16 protein-coding genes are annotated in these 22761 nt (G+C 61.1%); 11 read left to right on the plus strand and 5 right to left on the minus strand.

Features of this window, described 5'->3' with window-relative positions:
• Positions 1 to 756: an AraC family transcriptional regulator gene (locus DES53_RS18510; protein ID WP_113959773.1), complete on the plus strand. Its 756-nt coding sequence runs from the start codon at positions 1 to 3 to the stop codon at positions 754 to 756.
• 390 nt (positions 757 to 1146) lie between these two features.
• Here the strand turns inward: DES53_RS18510 and DES53_RS18515 are convergent, their stop codons facing one another.
• Positions 1147 to 1506 carry a hypothetical protein gene (locus DES53_RS18515; RefSeq protein ID WP_113959774.1) on the minus strand — a complete coding sequence of 120 codons (360 nt, stop codon included), beginning with the start codon at positions 1504 to 1506 and terminating at the stop codon, positions 1147 to 1149.
• A gap of 104 nt (positions 1507 to 1610) precedes the next feature.
• Between DES53_RS18515 and DES53_RS18520 the strand changes: the two genes are divergently transcribed.
• From DES53_RS18520 to DES53_RS18550, 7 genes are all read left to right on the plus strand, one after another.
• Complete coding sequence (locus DES53_RS18520; RefSeq protein WP_113959775.1) at positions 1611 to 2576, plus strand: phosphoglycerate dehydrogenase; 966 nt, start codon at positions 1611 to 1613, stop codon at positions 2574 to 2576.
• Between the two features lie 120 nt (positions 2577 to 2696).
• The gene (locus DES53_RS18525) at positions 2697 to 4505 is read left to right on the plus strand and encodes a tetratricopeptide repeat protein (protein ID WP_170157209.1); all 1809 of its coding nucleotides are present in this window, start codon (positions 2697 to 2699) and stop codon (positions 4503 to 4505) included.
• Between the two features lie 159 nt (positions 4506 to 4664).
• Positions 4665 to 5171 carry a hypothetical protein gene (locus DES53_RS33065; protein ID WP_170157210.1) on the plus strand — a complete coding sequence of 169 codons (507 nt, stop codon included), beginning with the start codon at positions 4665 to 4667 and terminating at the stop codon, positions 5169 to 5171.
• Positions 5172 to 5308: 137 nt separating this feature from the next.
• Positions 5309 to 6427, plus strand: a complete 1119-nt coding sequence (locus tag DES53_RS18535; RefSeq protein WP_113959778.1) for an Ldh family oxidoreductase — start codon at positions 5309 to 5311, stop codon at positions 6425 to 6427.
• Positions 6428 to 6459: 32 nt separating this feature from the next.
• A complete protein-coding gene (locus DES53_RS18540) occupies positions 6460 to 6954 on the plus strand; it encodes a Uma2 family endonuclease (protein WP_113959779.1) in 495 nt (164 codons plus the stop codon).
• A gap of 56 nt (positions 6955 to 7010) precedes the next feature.
• Complete coding sequence (locus tag DES53_RS18545) at positions 7011 to 8093, plus strand: sugar kinase (RefSeq protein WP_113959780.1); 1083 nt, start codon at positions 7011 to 7013, stop codon at positions 8091 to 8093.
• A 281-nt stretch (positions 8094 to 8374) separates the two neighbouring features.
• Positions 8375 to 12412, plus strand: a complete 4038-nt coding sequence (locus DES53_RS18550) for a DUF6797 domain-containing protein (protein ID WP_113959781.1) — start codon at positions 8375 to 8377, stop codon at positions 12410 to 12412.
• A gap of 121 nt (positions 12413 to 12533) precedes the next feature.
• Here DES53_RS18550 and DES53_RS18555 read toward each other — a convergent pair whose 3' ends face one another.
• The 4 genes from DES53_RS18555 to DES53_RS18570 all read right to left on the minus strand — a co-directional run bounded on the left by DES53_RS18555 (position 12534) and on the right by DES53_RS18570 (position 17221).
• Positions 12534 to 13991 (minus strand): DUF1501 domain-containing protein, encoded by a 1458-nt coding sequence (locus tag DES53_RS18555; RefSeq protein WP_113959782.1) that lies wholly within the window; start codon positions 13989 to 13991, stop codon positions 12534 to 12536.
• A 128-nt stretch (positions 13992 to 14119) separates the two neighbouring features.
• The gene (locus DES53_RS18560) at positions 14120 to 15697 is read right to left on the minus strand and encodes a sensor histidine kinase (protein WP_211325600.1); all 1578 of its coding nucleotides are present in this window, start codon (positions 15695 to 15697) and stop codon (positions 14120 to 14122) included.
• 107 nt (positions 15698 to 15804) lie between these two features.
• Complete coding sequence (locus DES53_RS18565; protein WP_113959784.1) at positions 15805 to 16872, minus strand: ATP-grasp domain-containing protein; 1068 nt, start codon at positions 16870 to 16872, stop codon at positions 15805 to 15807.
• An 88-nt stretch (positions 16873 to 16960) separates the two neighbouring features.
• Positions 16961 to 17221, minus strand: a complete 261-nt coding sequence (locus DES53_RS18570) for a hypothetical protein (protein ID WP_113959785.1) — start codon at positions 17219 to 17221, stop codon at positions 16961 to 16963.
• Positions 17222 to 17520: 299 nt separating this feature from the next.
• Between DES53_RS18570 and carB the strand changes: the two genes are divergently transcribed.
• From carB to DES53_RS18585, 3 genes are all read left to right on the plus strand, one after another.
• Entirely contained in the window at positions 17521 to 20829 is a 3309-nt protein-coding gene (carB, locus tag DES53_RS18575; protein WP_113959786.1) for a carbamoyl-phosphate synthase large subunit, read from the plus strand.
• 138 nt (positions 20830 to 20967) lie between these two features.
• Positions 20968 to 22437, plus strand: a complete 1470-nt coding sequence (locus tag DES53_RS18580) for an adenylate/guanylate cyclase domain-containing protein (protein ID WP_113959787.1) — start codon at positions 20968 to 20970, stop codon at positions 22435 to 22437.
• 3 nt (positions 22438 to 22440) lie between these two features.
• The gene (locus DES53_RS18585; RefSeq protein WP_113959788.1) at positions 22441 to 22734 is read left to right on the plus strand and encodes a hypothetical protein; all 294 of its coding nucleotides are present in this window, start codon (positions 22441 to 22443) and stop codon (positions 22732 to 22734) included.
• Positions 22735 to 22761: the final 27 nt, after the last annotated feature.

Consider the following 22761-nt stretch of genomic DNA (forward strand, 5'->3'; position numbering starts at 1 on the left):
ATGAAACCGACGCCTCCGCACGGCTCTGCCAAACGGCACCCGGCGGGGGTGCAGCATGCAGTGCTGCAATTCGCCGAACTCTTCGACGGATTGGATGAGGTGCAGTTCTGGATCAAGGACCGCCGCGGTCGGTACCTGCATGTGAACCGCGCCTTCCTGCTGAACTACGATCTGCAGGAACCAGCCCAGGCGGTGGGGAAGACGGACTATGATCTTTCTCCGGCTTTCCTCGCGGACCAGTTTGTGCTCGATGATGAACGCGTGTTAAAAGGACACAAGGTCGCAGGCCGTATCGAGCTCGTGGGAGGCGCCGACCAGGCTGCACGCTGGAACGTGACGCACAAGCTGCCACTGCGGGACACGCGAGGGCGCATCATTGGCACCACAGGTACCACACGCCCGCTCAAATCCGCCGAACGTTCCCTGGGCGGCGGCCACGGCTTGGAAAACGTGCTGCTGCGCATCCGCGATGGCTACCACGGCCCGCTGACCAATGGCGAACTCGCCACGCTCGCCGGACTGAGCGTGCGCGCCTTTGAGCGGAAGTTCCTGCAGGTCTTCCACATGCCGCCGCAGCAGTACATCCGGAAGCTACGCGTGCGCATGGCCAGCCGCGCCCTCGTCTTCACGGACAAGCCTCTCGCCGAAGTTGCCCTTGAGTGCGGTTTCGCAGATCAGAGCCACTTCAGCCACGAGTTCCGCAAGCACACCGGCCGCACACCACGCGCCTACCGCGAGCACTATCGCATCACCTAGGAGGTTAGGCGTCCTCGCCTGACAGCGGACGTTGGGCCTCCGGCCTGACGGCGCAGCACGCAGACCTCGCTCTTTACGCAGAAGGGACGACTCTGGTTAACCGCAAAGGGGCAAAGCAGCCAAGGACGCAGAGGAGCAGGAACGTCAGGTGGCCGTCATGGTGACGCGAAGCCAACAGAGTTGGTGCACCTCGATGCAGAGGAGGCAAAGACGCTCAAATGCGCCCCATCGCGTGGCTGGCTCAGCGACGGAGGTTAGGCCTTCTGGCCTGACTGCGGACGTTGGGCCTTCCGGCCCGACGGTCCTTTCGCTAAACAAACAGCAGTCGGGTCAGAAGACCCAGCGTCCACTGTCGGACTGGAAAGTCCAACCTCCTTCTCCGGCAAATGCTCAATAATTAAACAACTGCCCCACGCCGTACTTCTCCTCGATGCCCTTCTGCTTCAGCACGGCATTGAGCGCCTCGGTTACACGCACCTTCATGTTCGGCTTGATCCGGCGGCCCTTGCGCGCCTTCTGCACAATCTTGTGGGTGAGCCCACCGCGGTTCATCTGCATCACGTCGTGATTCTTAAGGCCGTGCTTTTCCATCACGGCGTCAATCGGCTGGGTGCCAAGGTTCCGCTCCACGGCCGGGCTGCCGTCCGAAGACTCCTCGCCCTCGTCCCCGTCGTCATCATGCAGGTCGGTATCGAGCTCGAGTTCGTCTTCGTCGTTTTCCTTGCCCAGGTCTTCATTGTCTTCCATCATGCCACCCCTTCTAGCACGGTCTGAGCGGGGCTGCCAAGCGCATCCGCCCCATCTGGCCGGTCTTGCTGGAAGACCACCAGCCAGCCCTGCATCTGCCCTCTCCCATGTCCCGCACCCGCATCCTCCTCAGCACGACCTCCTATCAGGACACCCCCGGCGAGCACCACGCCCTGCTGGAGGCGCAGGGTTTTGACATCCATCGCGAGCGCGGCCCCCTGCCGGAGAGCCGCATGCTGGAGCTGGCGGGCGACTTCGATGCCTTCCTCTGTGGCGACGACGAGATCACCAAGCGCGTGCTGGACAAGGCCCTGCCCCGCCTCCGCGTCATCAGCAAGTACGGCATCGGCCTGGACAAGATTGACGTCACCGAGTGCACCGCGCGCAAGCTGCCCGTGCTCTTCACCCCCGGCGTGAACCACACCACCGTGGCCGAGCACACCTTCTGCCTGTTGCTGGCCCTGGTGCGCAACCTCGTGGACTCCGCCAATGCCGTGCGCAATGGCCAGTGGAAGCGCGTTACCGGTCACGAAATCTGGAATAAGTCCATGGGGATCGTGGGCTTGGGTCGCATCGGCCAGGAAGTCGCGAAGCGCGCCCTCGCCTTCGGCATGAAGGTGCACGCGCTGGACCCCTACTGGCCCGAAGCCTTCGCCACGGAGAACGGCGTCACCCGGCATGAGAAGATTGAGACCATGCTGCCGGAAATCGATGTCCTGAGCCTGCACGCGAACCTCAGCGACTCCACCCGCCACCTCGTGAATGCCGAGCGCATCAAGCTCTGCCGCAAGGATCTGCTGGTCATCAATACCTCACGCGCCGAGCTGGTGCACATGCCCGACATGATTGCCGCACTCGATGCCGGCACCGTGGGCGGCTACGGCACGGACGTGCTCGATGAAGAGCCGCCACCCGCCGACCACCCCCTGCTGAAGCACCCCAAGGCGCTCATCACTCCGCACATCGGCTCCCGCACCTACGAAAGCGTCCCCCGCCAGGCCATGCGCTCCACCCTGAACCTCGTGAACTGGCTCAAGGGTGAGAAGGACGTGATTCAGGCGAACAAGTGGTAAGTGGAATAGGCAGGGGCAGCCGCAATCCGCATGAGTTTCTTCAAGAAGCTGTTTGGAAAAAAGCCGGCAGCGTCCGCTCCGGCTCCTTCTCCACCTGCCGATCCTGCCAGGGATCCAAACATGATCCGTGTCCACGATGGATACGGACGTGAGATGCTCATTCCAAAGTCCGAGTGGTGCGACAAGGTCCTGCTTCCCAATATCCGTCAGGCCTGGAACAAGCCGGACGAGCTGTACGACCTGCTTCTCGCTGCGCTGAACGACGAGCTCGGCTCCAAAGTCGTCGACGCCGCGAAGCACCTGTTTGAAATCGACCCCATCCACTCGCGTGGGACATGCATCTGGGGGGTGGTTCTCATGGAGGAAGGACGGCTCCAGGAAGCTGAGACGGTGTTCCGGAGGTATCTTGAAAAACACGGAGAGGAACCCGTCATCCTCACCAACCTGGCCAGGTTGCACTCGAAGCGCGGCGAAGGGAAGCGGGCTGAGGAACTGCTTTGGCACTCTCTGGAGTTGGACCCCAACCTGGACAGCAGTTTTGGGTGGTATCTCGCGATCTTCCGGAAACGTGATGGCGAGGAGGCGGTGCAGGATGCGACGCGCCGAATGTCCAAGCTGCCCGGCAGTTGGCGTGCACAACTTTGGCTGGCCCGCACCGCCCTCGCCTCGCGAGCCTTGGATGAGGCGTTGGCGCATTATTCGGACGCCCTTTCCCACGCAACAAATCCGGTGCCGACGGATCTGCTGATGCAAATGAGCGGTGATCTCGGGAATCACGGTCACCTGCCAGAACTGCTCCACGTGACCGTACCTCACTTCAAAGCAGAGATCCATGGCCTCACCGTGGGCAACAATCTCATCAAAGCCTGCCTCGACCTTGGACAGTTAGAACAGGCCAAACAGCTCCTGGACCTCCTCTACTCCCAAAAGCGTCACGACTGGCAGCAACACCTGAGCTACTGGGACACCGAAATTGCCAAGGCCCGCCTGGCCACGGTCCCGCAGACCCCTGTCCCGGAGTTCAAGTTCGCCATGCTCTCCATTGAGGGACCTGTGTGGCTCAAGCAGGACTCACCCGCCTCGGAGCTTTTTCCCGAGCGACCGGATGCAGACGGCATGGTTATCGCGTTCATGGGCAGCAGCGCCGAGCAGGCCACGAACTCCAAAAGAATAGAAGCCCAGATGCCTGACATGCCAGGCCGCCTGAGTCGGGCCCTACCACTGTTTCTCTCCGAATACATCGGGTTTGGAACACTCTCAGGCACTCGCACCCTTGTTCCTTGGATTGTAGAACCCACTGGTGCCTTTGTGGTCTCGGGTGCGTGCTGGAGTGACGGAGATGCGGCAAACTCTGCCCGCCGCGATGAACCCCTGGCCGACTATGTCGTCATCACTCATCTGCAGGCCCAGAGTGAGCCCTACGTCGTCGAGTTGCGGCTGGTTCGTACCATTGATGCGAAATGCCTTGGTCAACTGAGCTGTAATCTGATGCCAGCCACGCCCCAGGACAGCCTGCCACATCTGGCAAACCGGCTGATGGCCTTGCTCGAAGAAGTGGCGGAAGTGACGCGGCGAAATGTGTCCGCCACCGCCTACCAGCTTCCCGAGGGTGATTTCTTTGCCAACTATCTCCTGCGACTGGAGCAAATGCTGGCGGTGCGATGCGCGGCCATGGAAACCACCCAGGCGCACTTCCTCAGTGGTGAGCACGAAATCATTGATGGGAACATCCAGCTCAGTGTGGCCTGTCCCGAAAACATCCCAATACGCATCCTTCTCGCGCAGACGCTGCTTACGATGAAAAAGGTGCACCGGAACATCCTGCCGGATTTTCGTGAGAAGATGGAGCTCCTGCAGAAGCAACACCCGCTGCCACCACCTGCGCAAGGGGTCGCCCAGCGGATGCTGGACGATGCTCTCGCCACATGACGTGTTCTGAGCAGGGCATTGTCGCATTTCCTGGTTCAAGGGATAAAAGGATGGGCTTCAGGCGGGCCAGTGGTAGAATCTGCCCAGCCATGCGACTGGGTCTTTTCGCGATAGCGGAGCTCAACCGGGCTGCATGGCCCGCACCGCAAACGTCGCACCATGACAAGAAGGCAGCTTCATTCCGCCATCGGCATCGTAATGACCATGCTGGCAGCTGTGCTCGGGTGGTATTTCATTTTGATGCAGCGGCAGCTCGGACCTTTTCTGCTCACCTGCGGAGTCTACATTGTTGCCCTTCTGGTGGGAGCAAGACTGCTCCGGGCCCATGTTCCCTTGCACAGGCGCCAACGGCCCGATTCTCCACCGGAAATCATCAGTCTGAAATTGGGACTTCAGGGAGAGGGACTTGCCGACATCCTGGCGGCGATGAGCTTGGACGGACAAAGGACCACGCGACCGGGTATCTTGCTCCGTCCCCGGCAGTATGAGCTGTACAAGGCTTCCAAAACCTTTGCGAATGGAACATGGACCTGGTGGGTCGAAACCTCCGGCGGCGAAATCGTGGCTTATGCCGCCTCCTATCAGTCTGACGAATCTCCTGTGCTGGATACAGGCTGGACGGAGGCGACGGGCAGCACCGCGTTTTTGAATAATCCGGGCCGCTGAACTGCTGACCGCGACACTGGCGACGGATCTGCGCGGCCTGCAGAGCATTGAGCGTGGCAGTTTTCCCATTGCCACACCCCCAATCGTCGTTTTTCATCCCGACCCCACTGTCGTACCGCTTACCCGTCGCACCGATCATGCCCACCTACCGCATCCTTCCCGCCGCCGCCCACAACGAACTCGTCCGCAAGGCCTACCAGCACCGCGGCTACACGGCTGCTGAGGCGGAGGACGGCGCGCGCTTTTGCGAGATGGCGGCCACGCACGGCATCCGCACGCACAACGCCATCAAGGCGCTGCACCTGGACCACCTCTTCGGCAGCGCCGTGGGGGGGTGCAAGCCGGGTGCGGAGATCAAGGTCATCGAGAAGAAGTTCGCCGCGAGCGAAGTCTGGGACGCGCAGCTCAAGCTGGGGCAGTCCGTCGCCTTCCGCGCCATGGAGCGCTGCATGGAACTGGCCGACCAGTACGGCATCGGCCAGGTGAGCGTGGACAATGCCTTTCACTACCTCTGGGGCGGTGGCTATGTGATGGAAGCCGCGAAGAAGGGCTACATCGCCTACACGAACTGCACCAGCACCCTCGGTGAAGTGGTGCCCTTCGGCGGCAAGTTCCCCGTGCTCGGCACCAATCCCCACTCCTGGGGCCTGCCCACCACGGACTCCGCGGGATTCCCGATTGTGATCGACTGGGCCACCTCCACCGTGGCCATGGGCCGCGTGCAGCAGCTCCGCCGTGAGAACAAGCCCCTGCCTCCCGGTGCCGCGGTGGATGCCGAGGGCAACCCCACCACCGACCCGCACGCCGCGCAGTGGCTCCTGCCCTTCGGCGCGCACAAGGGCTACGGCCTCTCCCTGCTCATCGAAGTCATGGGCGCCCTCATCGGCGGCTCCCTGCCCACCATCCGCGGCGGCGGCGGCCATCCTGATTTCAAGGACAAGCCCCTGCCCGCCGGCGAGAAGCGCACGAGCAGCTTCTACTTCCAGGTCATCCACCCCGATGCGATCGGCAGCGGCCTCTTCGCCAAGGGCCGCAACCAGGCCGAGAACGTGAAAGCCGTGCTGCAGGACATCCTGGGCCATGGCAACGAAAACTGCATGCTCCCCGGCCAGCCCGAAGCAGACAATGCCAAGCACACCGCCAAAGCTGGCGGCCTCCTCTTCAGCGATGCCGAAGTTGCCGCACTGAACGAGATCGCCGAGGAATGCGGCTTCGCCAAGTTCGAGGCGGAGCAGTTGCCGAGCTATGAGGTGTAGCGTATGCTGGTGGGAGAATCCCTTCACCCACCATGCCTGCTCTCACCTGGGATGAAATCTGCGCAGATCGGTCCCTTGCCGATCTGCCATACAAGATCGAGACCAATCGGCACGGCCAGATTGTCATGAGTCCTGCACGACACCTGCATAGCCGTCAGCAATCGGACATTCATGCTCGCCTCGCCAAGCTCTCCACCTCAGGATATCTGCTGGTCGAGGCGGCAGTGCAAACCACCGAAGGGGTGAAGGTTGCTGACGTTGCCTGGGGCAGTGACGCCTTTCAGGAGGCACATGCCCAAGATGAAACCCTGACGGCTGCTCCTGACCTCTGTGTAGAGGTGTACTCGCCGACCAATTCCAAAGCAGAAATGCAGGAAAAGGTGGTGCTGTACTTTGCCTTTGGCGCCAAAGAGGTCTGGGTATGTGATATGAAGGGACGGCTTTCCTTCTACGTTTCGCCCACCACCGTGTCCGAAGTCTCAGCTCTCTTCCCCCAGTTTCCTGCTCAGGTAGTGGGCCAGCAATAAGCCCCTGCAAGCACAGCGCTTGCACCCGGCGGGTCGCTCGCTTAGCTGGCGGACCCATGTCCCAGTCTGCTTCCGCTTCCTTTGATCTCCTCGCCCTTGGTGAAGTCCTGCTGCGCCTTGATCCAGGCGAGTCGAGGGTGCGCACGTCGCGCCAGTTCACGGCTTGGGAAGGCGGCGGCGAGTACAATGTGGCGCGCGGATTGCGGCGCTGCTTTGGCCTCCGCACGGGGGTGCTGACGGCGTTTGCAGACAATGAAATCGGCCGTCTGCTGGAGGACCTCATCCTGCAGGGCGGTGTGGACACCACCCATGTGAAGTGGGTGGCGTATGACGGCATCGGACGGAAGGTGCGCAATCCCATCAACTTCACGGAGCGCGGCTTCGGCATTCGCGGAGCCAAGGGATGCGTGGACCGCGGTCACAGCGCGGCATCGCAGCTCAAGCCCGGCGACTATGACTGGGATGCCCTTTTCGCAAACTCCGGCTGCAAATGGCTGCACACGGGCGGCATCTTCGCCGGACTCTCGGACACGACCGCGCAGCTCACCATCGAAGCCTGCCAGGCAGCGAAACGCCACGGAGTGACGGTCAGCTATGACCTGAACTACCGTCCCTCCCTCTGGCAGGACAAAGGTGGCTTCCCCGCGGCGCAGGCACTGAACCACAAACTGGCGCCGTACATCGACGTCATTTTCGGCGTGCTCACGGACAACGAACCTGCGGCCATCAGCGGCAATGACGATCCACAGGACATCTTCGCCGCGCAGTCAGCCGCGCTGATGGAAGGCATCAAGCAGATGCGTGAGCGCTATCCCAATATCAAGGTAGCTGCTGCCACCCTGCGCCGGGTGCACACGGCCTCACGCAACGACTGGGGCTCGCTCGCGTGGATGGGCAATGCGTTCTACCGCTCGAGGGACTATGCGAACCTCGACATCTACGACCGCATCGGTGGTGGCGATGGTTTTGTGGCAGGACTCATCTACGGCATGCTGCAGGGCAAGGAGCACCAGCTCACGCTCGACATTGCCGCGGCGCACGGGGCGCTGGCGATGTCCACGCCGGGGGATACCAGCATGGCGACGCTGCCAGAGGTGCTGAAGCTGGCGCAGGGCGGGGATGCGAAGGTGCAGCGGTAATCTGCCCATCGGGGTCACGGTCGGCGAATCTTACGGCGCGCCAAACGAACTATCGTTTGCTTTCCCAAAGGCTCGGACATGGCTGTCGAAATGGCTATGAGTGAGCTGGATATGTGGCGTGTGTTTGACGACTGTTAAACCAAACGACATGGCGATTGCGCCGTTCTGGAACAAAAAGGAGCCGCGCGATTTCAAGACGGGTTTGCTCAGGGCGGTAGAATTCCTGGCTGCACTTTCATGCGAGGGTGGCGGCGTGTCCGCGTTTCTTTTCCTCCTCCGCTATGTCGCTTTTCCTTCCTTTGCGTTTCCGTGCTCCCGTCCTCACGCTGATTCTCGCCGTTGCGGCCTCGGCACAGTCGGGCACTCCGGATATTTACCGCCGGGAGAATCTGGCGGCGTGGTGCATTGTGCCGTTTGATGCGAAGCAACGCGGGCCGGAGGAACGGGCGGCGATGCTGGAGAAGCTGGGACTGCGACAGTTCATCTACGACTACCGCAAGGAGCACATCCCGACGTTTGATGCGGAGATGGAGGCGTTGAAGAAGCATGGGATCACGCTCACGGGATGGTGGTTTCCCACCTCGATGAACGACGATGCGAAGTTGATCCTGGAGGTGCTCAAGCGGCACGGCATGACGAAGTGTGACCTGTGGGTCACGGGTGGTGGTGCGGCGACGAACTCGCCTGAGGAACAAGCCGCGCGGGTGAAGCAGGAGGCAGCCCGCCTCAAGCCCATCGCAGAGGCAGCGGCGAAGATCGGGGTGCGTGTGGGGCTGTACAATCATGGCTCGTGGTTCGGGGAGCCTGAGAATCAGATTGCGATCATCGAGGCACTGAAGGCACAGGGCATCAGCAATGTGGGCATCGTGTACAATCTGCATCATGGTCACGGGCACCTGACGCGGTTCCCAGAGCTGCTGCAGAAGATGAAGCCCCATCTCGTCTGCCTGAACCTCAATGGCATGACGGTGGATGGGGACAAGAAGGGACAGAAGATCCTGCCGCTGGGTCAGGGCGATCTGGATTTGAAGTTGATCAAGGACATCAGGGACAGTGGTTATTCCGGTCCCATTGGCATCCTGAATCATACCGGTGCGGATGCCGAAGCGCGCCTGATGGACAACCTCGATGGCCTCGCGTGGCTGGTGAAGCAACTCGATGGCAAGGCGCCCGGGCCCAAGCCCAAGACACGCACATGGCCGGAACTCACGCCGAAGGCTGCTTCCCCCAAAACGACGGCGTCATCCATGCCCAGCTTTGTGCCTTCCAAGAGTGAGGCGCTGGGCACCGCGGTGAAGGGAGGCATCGTCTTTCCCGGGAAGGCGGACTACCAGAACTTTCCCATCACGGTGGAGTGCCTGGCGAAACTCGATGGTAAGAGCGGCTTCAATATCCTGCTGGCGAATGGACCCAAATCGTCACCGCAACACTGGGAGCTGTACACTTATAGCGGGAGCGGCTTCGTGAGTGTGTTCATGCCGAAGCGCGGCGGAGAGTACAAGTCCAAGCTGAATGTGTGTGACGGAGAGTGGCACCGCATCTCCGCGATTTTGGAGAAGGATCGGGTGCGCATCACGGTGGACAAGAAAGTGGTGTTGGATGAGCCGGTGAAGGAAGTCGCCGCTGATGCACCGCCGGAGAGCTTCGCCGTGGGGCGTCTCGTGGAAGGCGGACTCGGATGCGATGTCATCATTGATGAAGTGCGTATCTCGCGAGGCAACTCCAATCCGGTGGGTCGTGGTGAGCCGCTGGTCATTTCCGACTCCACGCTGGCCCTGTGGCATTTCGATGACAAGGAAGCCACGCTCAAAGAAGCGAGTGGTGGAGCGGGCGCGGTGAGTGCGGCGCTTTTCGAGTACAGGAAAGAACCGCTGCAGCCCGAGCTGTGGCCAAATCACAAGGAGCATGTCAATCGTGATCGCATCTACGACTTCTACGCGAAGGAGGCGTTGCAATTCAAAGGGGCGGACAAGCTGCCTGCGGTGACGCCGCCCTATCCCGGGCTGGATGGTGGCACGCTGGGACACTGGGGAAACCAGAGTGATGACACGTGGCGTGACGCGCGCTGGTCACAGTCGGATCTGGGCGATCTCTTGAGCGGCGTTTTCAAAGGTGCAGGGCTCACCATCCCGAAGGCCGTGTGTGTTCGCCTAGGGGACAAGGGTGAGATGTCGGCCTGCTTTGATCCGGAGACACTGAGCTTCCCTGTGGTGTGGCAGGGTGGATTCATCTCACTTTCCGATGTGCGCCATGGCTTCATGGCCGGGTTGAAGATGGATGGTACGGTGGCGACGAAGGAAGCCGGCGTGAAGCCGAAGGAACCGTTCAAGTATCACGGTTTCTATCGGAACGGGAAGAAGACGATCTTCGCGTATCAACTCGGTGGCGTGGAGATGCTTGATGCGGCGTGGGTGGAGAACGGGAAGTTCGTGCGACTGAAAGCACCGGCCAGCGGGCATCCCTGGCGTGACTTGATTAAGGGTGGAACCGCGCAATGGCCGCAGGTCATCACGACCAAGGGCGAAGTGGGCAAGGACGCGTCATTCGCGTTGGATACGTTGACGCTGCCTGAGGACAATCCCTTCGGCACACTCTTCTTCATTGGCGATCACGATTTCTTCTCCAATGGCGACGGCGCGGTGTGCACGATGACAGGTGAAGTCTGGATCGTGAAGGGCATTGACGACAAGCTGGCAAACCTGAAGTGGAAACGCTTCGCCACGGGATTGCATCAACCGCAGGGCTTGCTGATTGTGGAGGACAAGATTCACGTCCTCGGTCGCGATCAGATTACGCGCCTGGTGGATCTCAATGGCGATGACGAGGCCGATCAATACGAGTGTGTGACGAATGCGATGATCACCTCGCCGTCGGGCCATGACTACATCACGGGGCTGCAACGCGATACAGAAGGGCGTTTCTATTTTGCCTCAGGCAATGAAGGGGTGTGCCGGGTGAAGCCGGGGTCAGCCGTGGAGGTGCTCGCGACGGGGTTCCGCAATCCGAACGGACTCGGTCTTTCCAAGTCCGGCATCATCACCACGAGTGTGCAGGAGGGGGATTGGACACCGACCTCCGCCGTGAGTGAGATCAAGACCGGCAGCTACTACGGGTTCGGCGGGCCGAAGCCGGGGGTCACCACGGAGCAGCCTGTTATCTATCTGCCGCGTGGGGTGGACAACAGCAGCGGAGGCCAGGCCTTTGTGGAGGGCACACGCTTTGGACTGCCCGAGGAGACCATGCTGCACTTCTCCTGCGGTGCGTGTACGGGCTTCGCGGTGCTGCGCGATACGAGCGCGGGCATTCCGCAGGGATTGGCATGGCAGCTTCCCGCCGACTTCCTTTCCGGAGCACAACGCGGACGCTTTCATCCCAAGGATGGCCAGCTCTATGTAAGCGGCATGTATGGTTGGGGTTGCTACGGCCCGAAAGATGGCCACCTGCAGCGGGTGCGCTTCACCGGTGACAAGAGTACGCCGCAGAGCAACTTCCCTGTGAAGTGGGAGGCGCGGCAGAATGGCGTGATGGTCACTTTCAACCAGCCTTTGGACAAGGCCACCGCTGCGAATGTGAAGCAGCACTTCGTGCAGGCTTGGAACTATCTCTACTCCGGCGCCTATGGTTCCCAGGAATGGAGTGTGAAGCATCCCAAGGTGGCGGGACATGACGTGTTGGAAATCACCTCCACGCGGGTGATGCCCGATGGGAAAACGGTATTTCTGGAAGTGCCCGAGCTGCCCGTGGCGAATCAGGTGCACCTGCACATCGCTACTGCGAAGGACGAGACGCATGATCTGTTTGCTACCATCCATCGTCTCGGCAAACCCTTCACGGACTTCCCGAATGCCAAGCCGCTGCTCGCGAAAGCCACCACGGCCGCGCCGCCGACGGATGCCGGGTTTGCGTTCCCGCCTGCGAAGCCCAATCCTTGGGCCGAGGGTGAGAAGGGGCGTGCTGTTCAGCTTGATGCGGCACTGGGTTTGCAGTTTGCGCAGAAGACGCTGACGGTGAAAGTGGGTGAGAGGATTTCACTTACACTCAACAATCCCGATGTGGTGCCGCACAACGTAGTGCTTATCAAGCCCGGCAAGCTCCAGGCGATTGGTGACTTGAGCAACAAACTCATCACCGATCCCGAAGGTCCCGCGAAGCACTACGTGCCGGAGTCAGGCGATGTGATTGCGTACACGGACATGGTGATGCCGCAGAAGCAGTTCACCATTCACCTCACCGCGCCGATGGAGAAGGGAGAGTATCTATACCTCTGCACGTTCCCAGGGCACTGGGTGGTGATGAACGGGGTGCTGAAGGTGGAATGACCTCAGCGGAGATGATGTAAAACGCAAAGCAGCGAAGCAGCAAAGGATGGAGATTGAATGAACTGGCCCTCCTCTTCGTTGCTTTGCTGCTTTGCGTTTCAACTGATGCGCTTGGCGACTGCTACACCAGCAACTCCCTCACCACGCGTGCTTCGGGATTCTCGATCAGCACCTGATCGGTGCCGTTGCGCTTGTAGGTGAGCTTCTTCGGATCGAGGCCAAAGAGCTCGAACAAGGTGGCGTGCCAGTCGTAGTGGTTGACGATGTTCTCCACCGCTTTGTGGCCGAACTCGTCCGTGGCACCGTGCACATACCCCCCGCGGAAGCCGCCGCCGGCGACCCACTGACTGAAGCCATAGGTGTTGTGGTCACGGCCTACAGAGGCACGACCGCTGCTGCCGGCCCGGTTTTGAATCACGGGAAGGCGACCCATCTCACCACCCCAGTGAACCACGGTGCTGTCGAGCAAGCCACGTGCCTTGAGATCGATGATGAGAGCAGCGGAAGGTTTATCCACCTGACCGACGGCTTTGGGCAGGCCGCTCATGATGCTCTGATGATGGTCCCAAGTCTGGTTCCCCGTGAACACGCTCACGAAACGCACGCCACGCTCCACCAGACGCCGGGCAATAAGGCACCGCGCACCAAACTCCTGTGTGACGGGATCATCCAGGCCGTAGAGTTTCTTGGTGGCTTCACTTTCCTGACTGATGTCCAGAGCCTCCTTCGCTGCGGTCTGCATGCGTGCGGCGAGTTCGAAGCTCTGGATGCGAGCTTCGAGGTCCGATTCACCGGGACGCTGCGCGAGGTGCTGGTGATTCAGCTTGCCGAGGAAGTTCAGATAACGATCCTGCGCCTCGCCCTTCAGGGACATGGGCGCGTCGAGATTCAGGATGCGCGGTTCCTTGGAGCGTACCACGGTGCCCTGAAACAGGGAAGGCAGCCAGCCATTGGTCCAGTTCTCCACGCCGAGCACAGGCACACCGCGCGGGTCCGTGAGGGCCACATACGCGGGCAGGTCCTGATTCTCCGAACCGAGGCCGTAGGTGAGCCAGCTTCCCAACGTGGGGCGCCCGCCGGTGGCACGTCCATTCTCCAGTGCGTAGATGGACTGGCCGTGATTGTTCACGCCGGTGTGCATGGAGCGGATGAGCGTGATGTCATCCACCACATTTGCGAGGTGCGGCAGCAGTTCGGAGAGTTCCATGCCGCACTGGCCGTGCTTGCGGAACTTCCACGGGCTGGCCATGACCTCGCGACTCGCGCCAGCGGCATCGTCATACTTCACCTCACCGGGGAAGTTCTTGCCGTCCAGCTTGTCCAATTCCGGCTTCGGGTCGAAGAGGTCGATGTGGCTCGGCCCGCCCTGCATGAACATCGAGATCATGGCGCGCGCCTTCGGCTGGGCTACGGGACGCTTCGGTACCAGATCGTAGTGGTGGGCCTCCAGACGTTCGCTGGTGGCCAGCAGGCCCTCCTGCTTCAGCAGCCAGGCCAGCGCAACCGAGCCAACCCCTCCGCCGGTGCGGGAAAGCCACTGACGGCGGGAGAAAGGATGACCGGAAACGGGCAGGCTCATGCGAACAGAAGTGGAGAGTTCCAGAAGCCGAAATTACGCCGGGGAAACCGGGGGTATTGCACCACGGTCACAAGCTGTGCAGTACGAGGCACAAAAGGAGGGGAAACGGCACCCAGCAGTCGCGGGTCTCAGCCCGCCCTCGCGGTGTCCGTTCCCGAGTCTGCCATGAGCCTTAGCGTGACAGAAAGTCCCCCACCCTCCCGATTGGCGATTTCCACCTTGCCGCCGCAGGCTTCGGTGCAGCTCTTCACAATGGCAAGGCCGAGGCCCACGCCACCGCTCTCACGTGAGCGCGCGATGTCCGGGCGGTAGAAGGGCTCCAGCAGGCGCGGCAGAGCCTCTGCGGAAACGCCGGGTCCGCGGTCGCTCACGGTGATGCTCACGTGGCCATTCGCCCGCGTTGCACTGACCTCCACCGGGCCGCAGCCGACAGCGTAGCGCTGGGCATTGCGCACCAGATTTCCAATCGCCCGGGAGAGCATTTCTTCATCTGCCATGACCACGAAGTGGTCCGGCACCTCCACCTTCGCGGTGCCTGCCTCCTCACTTGCGTCCTCGCGCTGGAGGGTACGGCGCACGAGGGGGGCCACCAGCAGGGGCTTGAGTTTCACCTCGCTGCGGAGGTTCGCTTTGGAGAAGCTGAGCAACTCATTCACCAGCGCACTCATATGCTGCAGCTCACCCTCGAGTTTCCCCATGTAGCGCTGGCTCTTCTCATCCGCGCCTGTCTCCGCGCGCTGCTGCAAGATGCCGAGTGAGGCCTGCATGCGGGCGATGGGTGAGCACAGCTCGTGGGCGATGTCTCCGAGGAAACGCTTTTGCCCTTTTGCATGACCGTCCAATCGCTCGGCCATCTGTTGCACGGAGCGGCCGAGATCGCCGAGTTCATCGAGACGGTTTGCGTCCGGAACCGCTACCTCGAAGTCACCTTCCGCGACTCGGCCGGTCGTTCTGCGCAGGCGCTGGATGCTGCGGGTAAAACCAAGTGCAAGGGGCACCCAAATCAGGGCTGAGAGCACCAGAACCCCAATGCCCGCGTAGAACCAGGGCTTGGGGTCCAAGAAAACGCCGCCGGCAGTAAGTGTGTCTGACCGCACCACGAGGAGCGCCGGCAGGTAACCACGCTCAGCAGCCACCGCAGGCACACGAATCACAGCCCAATAGCCCGGTGGTGAACTGGTGTGCGCCATCACGGTGGGGTACCGTGCCATGGAGGGGTCCATGGGCGGTGGACTACGCCGTTCATCCTCGCGCTCTCGCGGCGGTGGTGGAGGTGGGCGCCCGCCGGAACTTCCGAAAATGTCATCCAAGGGATCAAGCCCTAGAGATGGTGGCGGGGGCGGTGCCGGGCGTGGGCCATTCCCCTCTCCCCGACGGCGCAGGTGGGGGGTCAGCTTTTCCCTCACCATGTCCAGAACGGTGGGAGGAAGAGTGTTGTGCACTCCCGTGACGTACTCGATTTCCGAATCGAACAGGGAGAAATCAATCCCCAGGGCCTGGCTGTGCCCGTGCAGGAGGCTTTCCCACTGCGAGGACGGTTGTTCACGCAGTTCCGCGGCAACACGCACAGCCATGGCCTGCATGCGCGGCTCCATGACGCCCTGCATGAGCTCGCTGGATACTCCACCGAACTGCGAGCGGAAGACAATCCAGAAGCCCAACGCGATCAGCGCGACATTCGCCAGGAAGCCGGCCAGCAGCTTCACGGGAATGGGAAACCGGACTCGCATGGGGTCCATCATGATTCATCTGCGGTCAGGTTGCACCTCTTCTCTGTGGCGAGAATCTCCACCACCAGATGACATTGGCAGGCTCATGCGCGCTGGTACCGGGCTCCGTCCTCTCCCATCCAAGAGCCGCCGCCGGAGAGGGCATCGAGTTGATTGGTCTGCCCAAACACCTCCACTTGATGCTGCAGGTAGAACCAGCCGGGGATGGGCTCCGGCACAGGGTCCGGTGCCACGCCCTTCACGATGAACCGTGCGAGGGCCGCAGGAAAATTTGCCCCGAATCCCGTGGGGAAACCCACCCACGAGGGGAACCGGGGAGCCATCTTGATGAGGAAGTGCCGGTGCACCGTCTCGTCCATGATGGTGACGACCTCGAACGGCCCGCGCCAGCGGAGCTCACGAACCAGACGCTCACAAACCTCGCGCAGAGAATCATCCCTCACTGTGATTCCGCCGACATTCTTGCCCAAGCCGTGCATGCTGGGCCGGCGGATGGCACACAGTCCGAACAAGCCACCCTCTCCATCGCCGATGCCCATGGCGTGATGCTCCGTACCTGAGATCACCTCCTGTAGCAGCACCGGCGCGCCCCACTGTGCAAAGAGAAGGGACACCGCACCGGCCAGCTCAGCCTCATTCTCCACCAGATGGGTGTCGTGGTGCGCGCCCTTGACGAGGATGGGATACCGCATCTCCCGCCCCAACAACAGGGCACGGCTGACGGTGTACACGGCATGTGTCCGGGGCGTAGAAACCCCCGCCACGGAGGCGAGTTCTGAAAGCTGCTCCCGCGTGCGACGCAGGTAGGTGGCCTTGTCCGGAAGGGAAGTGCGGATGCCTCGCGCTTGCAGTTCCTCAGCAAGATCCACCATGAGCTCCATCTCGGAGTCCAGGGTAGGGATGAGAACCTCAAAAGGCGTGCGAGCACGGACCTCGTCGATCCTCTTCAGAAATGCCTCCGCACCTTCCGAGGGAAAGGGAATGGTGTATACCGCGTCCGGGCCATTCTTTGCATAGATGCCGCTCTCCGTGGCATCGTACGCCATGCCGATGATGAAGGCACCAGGGTGTGCCGCGCGGATGCCGGCCACAATGGCGGCGCCCGGTTGGGGGTTCTCTCCTCGACTCAGTCCAGTGACAGCGATTCGCATCTTGCCACCACAGAATCATCCGTATGTAAACGGCGGATGAATCGCTAGCCGGAGAATTGTGAAGGGAATGTAAAGGTCTCCCCTGACCCTAGACCAGTCTCTCGGTCACATCCCCACGCTTCAGTTCAGGCGGCACGTGGCCCACAAAGCGCGGCTTCAGGCCGATGCTCTCGAACAGCTCATTCACCTGTCTCAGGGTGATTCTGCTCGGGTCGTCGATTTCGAAGTACACCATGTCATGGGAGGCATCCACCTTGTAGCGGGCGGCCAGCAGGTCCATCTGATGGCCCAAGTGCATGATTCTCTCCTCCTCGCGGAGGCCGGGAGCATAAACGAGCAGTTCAGTCATGGCGGGAGCGGGCTGTGCGTGTATTTACTTTTGCAGTCTAGTAGGTTCGCCGTCAGCTTGTCCAGTCTGTTGAGCGTGGGATTTTTACGCTTCTTCACCAAGTTGGCGGACTCGCTTCGCCTTCATTTGGTAAAGCAATCCTAATGAACGGGTCACGACTGGCCTGGGCCGGTCTGTGGCGGGTGAAAGGAATCGGACTGGGGCCAGATTTCAGGAAGCGGGCAATGTCACCTTTCTCCCGCTTGCCACAGCCGCCATGCCATGCGAGGGAAGACGCCATTTTGCCCGCGTAACGCCTCATGCCCAAAGACACCTCGATTCACAAGATTCTGCTCATCGGCTCCGGTCCCATCGTCATCGGTCAGGGGTGCGAGTTTGACTATTCCGGGGTGCAGGCATGCAAGGCCCTCCGTGAAGAAGGCTATGAGGTCGTGCTGGTGAACTCCAATCCGGCCACCATCATGACGGACCCGGAGTTCGCGCACCGCACGTACATCGAGCCCATCACGCCGGAGATCGTCGAGAAGATCATCATCAAGGAGAAGCCAGACGCACTGCTGCCAACCCTGGGTGGCCAAACCGCGCTGAACACGGCGATGTCCCTGCACCGCGCGGGCATCCTGGAGAAGCACAACGTGCGCATGATCGGCGCAAAGGCGGATGCGATTGAAAAGGGCGAAGATCGCCTGCTTTTCAAGAACGCGATGCTCAAGATTGGCTTGGACCTGCCGCAGTCCGGCGTTGCCCACACCATGGAAGAAGCGAACGTCATCTCCGAGGAGATCGCTGCCTTCCTGGGTCGTCCGAGCCCGTACCCGCTCATCATCCGTCCTGCTTACACCCTCGGTGGGACCGGTGGTGGTATCGCGTACAACCGCGAAGAATTTGAGACCATTGTGGCGCGCGGCCTGGATCTCTCGCCCGTGACGGAAGTGCTCATTGAAGAGTCGCTGCTGGGCTGGAAGGAATTCGAAATGGAGGTCATGCGTGACCGCGCGGACAACTGCGTGATCATCTGCTCGATTGAGAACCTCGACCCCATGGGCGTGCACACCGGTGACTCCATCACCGTCGCCCCCATCCAGACCCTCACGGATCGTGAGTACCAGATCATGCGTGATGCCTCCTTCGCGTGCATCCGCGAGATTGGCGTGGAGACGGGTGGATCGAACATCCAGTTCGCCGTGGAGCCCAAGACGGGCCGCATGATCGTAATTGAGATGAATCCACGCGTGAGCCGCAGTTCCGCGCTGGCCTCGAAGGCGACAGGATTCCCCATTGCAAAGATCGCCGCAAAGCTCGCGGTGGGTTATACGCTGGATGAGCTGAAGAACGACATCACGCGCGAGACGCCGGCGTCTTTCGAGCCGACTATCGACTACGTGGTCACCAAGGTGCCGCGGTTTACGTTTGAAAAGTTCCCCGGCGCGGATGCCACGCTCACCACGCAGATGAAGTCCGTGGGTGAGGCCATGGCCATCGGTCGTACGTTCAAGGAGTCCCTGCAGAAGGCACTGCGCAGCCTGGAGATCAAACGCTTCGGCCTCATCGGCGATGGCGCGGATGTGGTGGTGGATGATGAGACACTCACCACCAAGCTCAGCGTGCCGAATGCTGAGCGTATCTTCTTCCTCGGCCAGGCCTTTGCGAAGGGCTGGAGCGTGGAGAAGGTGTTTGAGCTGACGAAGATTGATCCGTGGTTCTTGAGGCAGATTGAGGAGTTGGTGAATTCCCAGGCCTCGCTGAATAGCCACACCGGCGACATCGGGAGTGTGCGCGAGTTGCCGAAGGACTTGGGCAACATTTGCAACGAGGAGTATCGCAGCGAGAGCGCAGCCACCTTACGCAAAATCAAGAAACAAGGTTTCTCTGACATCCAGATAGCCCGGGCTTGGGATACGACTCCGGGCAAGGTTCGTGACGCGAGAAAGGAAACTCGTTGCACCCCCACCTATCGTCTCGTCGATACCTGCGCCGCAGAATTCGAAGCGTACACGCCCTATTACTACTCCACCTATGGCGTGGAAGATGAGGTGCGCGATAGCGACAAGAAGAAGGTCATCATCCTGGGTGGTGGACCGAACCGCATTGGCCAGGGTATTGAGTTCGACTACTGTTGTGTGCATGCCTCCTTCGCGCTGCGCGAGATGGGCATTGAGACCATCATGGTGAACTCGAATCCGGAGACGGTCTCCACGGACTACGACACCAGCGACAAGCTCTACTTCGAGCCGCTCACGCTGGAAGATGTGCTGAACATCTACGAGAGCGAGAACAAGGATGACCAGGTGCTTGGTGTGATTGTGCAGTTCGGCGGACAGACGCCGCTGAACCTTGCGAAGGGTCTTGAGGAAAACGGCGTACGCATCATCGGCACCTCGCCCAAGAGCATCGAACTCGCAGAAGACCGCAAGCTCTTCGCTGCGCTGCTGGATGAACTCGAACTCGCCCAGGCTCCGAGCGGCACCGCGACCTCCACGGAGGAAGCGCTGGCCATCACCGCCCGCATTGGTTATCCCAGCCTCGTGCGCCCCAGCTTCGTGCTTGGTGGTCGTGCAATGCAGATCGTGTACTCGGATGCCGAGCTCACGCACTACATGCAGAACGCGGTGGATGCCACCCCCGACCGCCCGGTGCTGGTGGACCGCTTCCTGGAAGATGCGACCGAAGTGGACGTGGACTGCATCAGCGACGGCGAGACCACGGTGGTGGGCGCCATCATGGAGCACATCGAAGAAGCGGGCATCCACTCCGGCGACAGCGCCTGTGTGATTCCTCCCTTCTCGCTCAGCGAGGAGATGCAGGGGCGCATTCGTGACGCGGCCAAGAAGCTGGCCAAGGCGCTCAATGTGCGCGGCCTCATGAACATGCAGCTCGCGGTGAAGGGTGACGATCTCTACGTCATCGAAGTGAACCCACGTGCCAGCCGCACGGCTCCCTTCGTGAGCAAGGCGATCGGCGTGCCGCTTCCGAAGCTTGCCGCGAAGATCATGGCAGGAAAGACGCTGAAGGAACTGGGCTTCACCTCCGAAGTCACACCTCCGCACTACAGCGTGAAGGAGGCGGTGTTCCCCTTCAGCAAATTCACGGGCGTGGACATCGCGCTCGGACCGGAAATGAAGAGCACCGGCGAGGTCATGGGCATCGACTCCGACCTCGGCATGGCCTTCGCCAAGAGCCAGATGGCCGCCGGCGGCGCGCTGCCCAAGGGTGGCAACATCTTCATCAGCGTGAAGGAAAGCGACAAAGCCGTGGTCCCGCGCATCGCGAAGGGATACTCCGACCTCGGCTTCAACATCTACGCCACGCCTGGCACCGCCGCGGTGATCGAAGGCGCGGGCATCCCCGTGAACAAGCTGCCCAAGCTTGCCAGCGGCCAGCGTCCGAACGTCATCGACCTGATGAAGAACAAGGAGATGCACTTCATCATCAACACGCCCTCCGGCAAGAACCCGCGTGCCGATGAAGTGAAGATCCGCACGGCGGCCATGCAGAACCGCATTCCCATCATGACCACCATGCGTGGGGCCGATGCGGCGCTGAAGGGCATCAAGTCACTTCAGGCGAATGAAGTGCAGGTCCAGGCGCTCCAGGAGTATCACCAGTAAGCCAGCACCAGGCTGGCTTGCAGCGTGAGAATTCGCAGGTAACCCACAGGCTCGTTTAAATCGCAGCTGGCATCAATTGCCTCGACAGCCTGCTTGTGCTCCGTGTATGGGGAATCCCCTCATCCACCACGCCACACCATGCGCTACCGCACCAAGCTCTCCATCGCCCTTGTGGGGGTGACGGCGCTTTCGTGCGGGCTGCTTTTATGGCTGGTGTATCACGGTGCGAGTGATCTGCTGTTCAAGCAAGTGCAGGGGAGAGTGCTGGCCATCGCGTCCACGGGTGCGCTGAATTTTCCAGTGGAGGAACACGAGCGTCTGAGGTCCCGCGCAGATGAGACCAGCGCGGACTACCTGAAAGTGGAGAAGCATCTGCGTGCCGTCCGTGACACCAACCAGGACCCGGACATGAGGGTCATCTTCGTGTACACGATGCGTCCTTCGATCAAGGAGCCCGGGGGCTGGGATTACATCGCGGATGGGGAGGAGCAGGGCAGCAAGGACAAGTCACATATCGGCGACCCCGTCACGTTCCAAGGCATCGCGGGCACTGAGTTGATACTGGACAAGGCCAAGGCGAACCCAGATTACACCATGGACGAGTTCGGCGTCTGGCTGACGGCCAGCGTGCCGTTGCGGGATGCCTCAGGCAAGTCGGTGGGGCTCATGGCCGTGGACGTGGCCGCGGATTCCGTGCGCGCGGAGATGCGACGCATGCTGTTCATCACGATGGGTGCCGTGGCCATTGCCAGTGTGCTTTCGCTGCTGGCCTCCCTCAAGCTGGCAAAGTGGGCCAGTTCCCCGCTGACGCTGGTCAAGGCCACGCTCAACGAGATCAGCTCCGGCAATCTGGAGGCACGGATCAACCTCGATCGCGATGACGAGTTTGGCGAGGTGGGTCGCGCCGTGAACCGGATGGCCCTCTCGCTTCAAGAACGCGCGGCGCTGAAAGGTACGCTCTCCCGCTCAGTGCCCGGCCATGTGGCGGAGCGCCTGGCCTCCGCGCGGGATCTTCCCGCCCTCACCGGAAAGCGGCAACGCATCACGGTGATGTTTTGCGACATCCACAATTTCACGCGCCTTTCTGCCACGCTGGAGCCAGAGAAGGTGTTCGGATTCCTGAACGAATTCTTCGAGGAAATGATCGAGGCCATTTTTCAGCATCATGGCAGCCTCGACAAGATGCTGGGCGATGGACTCATGGCGCTCTTCGGCGCTCCGGAAGAAGATCCACATCATGCGGTGAACGCTCTGGAGGCGGCGATGGACATGCAGGCGCGTCTCTCCAAAATCCAGCAGAAGTGGATTCCAGGTCCGTCCCGGAACTTTTCCATCGGCATCGGTCTGCATACGGGTGACGCCCTGGTGGGCAATCTCGGTTCCAAAGAACGCATGGAGTACACGGCCATTGGTGAAACCGTGCGAATCGCCGCGCGGCTGGAGGCGGCCACTGAGGAGAACCGGTGTGCCATCCTTCTCAGCCGTGACACCGCCAGCGAAATTCCAGTTCGCATCCCCCTGCGCCAGGTGAACGTGCTCACCGTGCGGGGACTGATGCAGTCCATGGCGGTCTTCACCCCGCAACCCACCGAACCGGCCAAGTCATGATCCATGAGCGAGGAGCGCCACGCCACCTGCCGCATCTGCTCGCAACTCAGCGCCCATCAGTCCGGGTGCCAGACGCATGGGCGGCGGGAGGAGGACACCTTTCTGCCGAAGATCGCTGAGGAGCTGAACCATGTACGCACCATCCGTCCGGACCGTGCAAGCTCGCCGGAACTGAAGCGCTGCCCGGTATGCGGGACGCACTACCTCTTCCAGGATACGTATGAGTACTTCGCCACCGGAAGCGAGGACACGCAGACGCTGACGCGGCTGAGCGACGAGGAAGTGGCGAAGCTATAGCCGCTCTCCACCTCACGATTGATCCTA

It is taken from the genome of Roseimicrobium gellanilyticum (assembly GCF_003315205.1).
Lineage (GTDB): Bacteria > Verrucomicrobiota > Verrucomicrobiia > Verrucomicrobiales > Verrucomicrobiaceae > Roseimicrobium > Roseimicrobium gellanilyticum.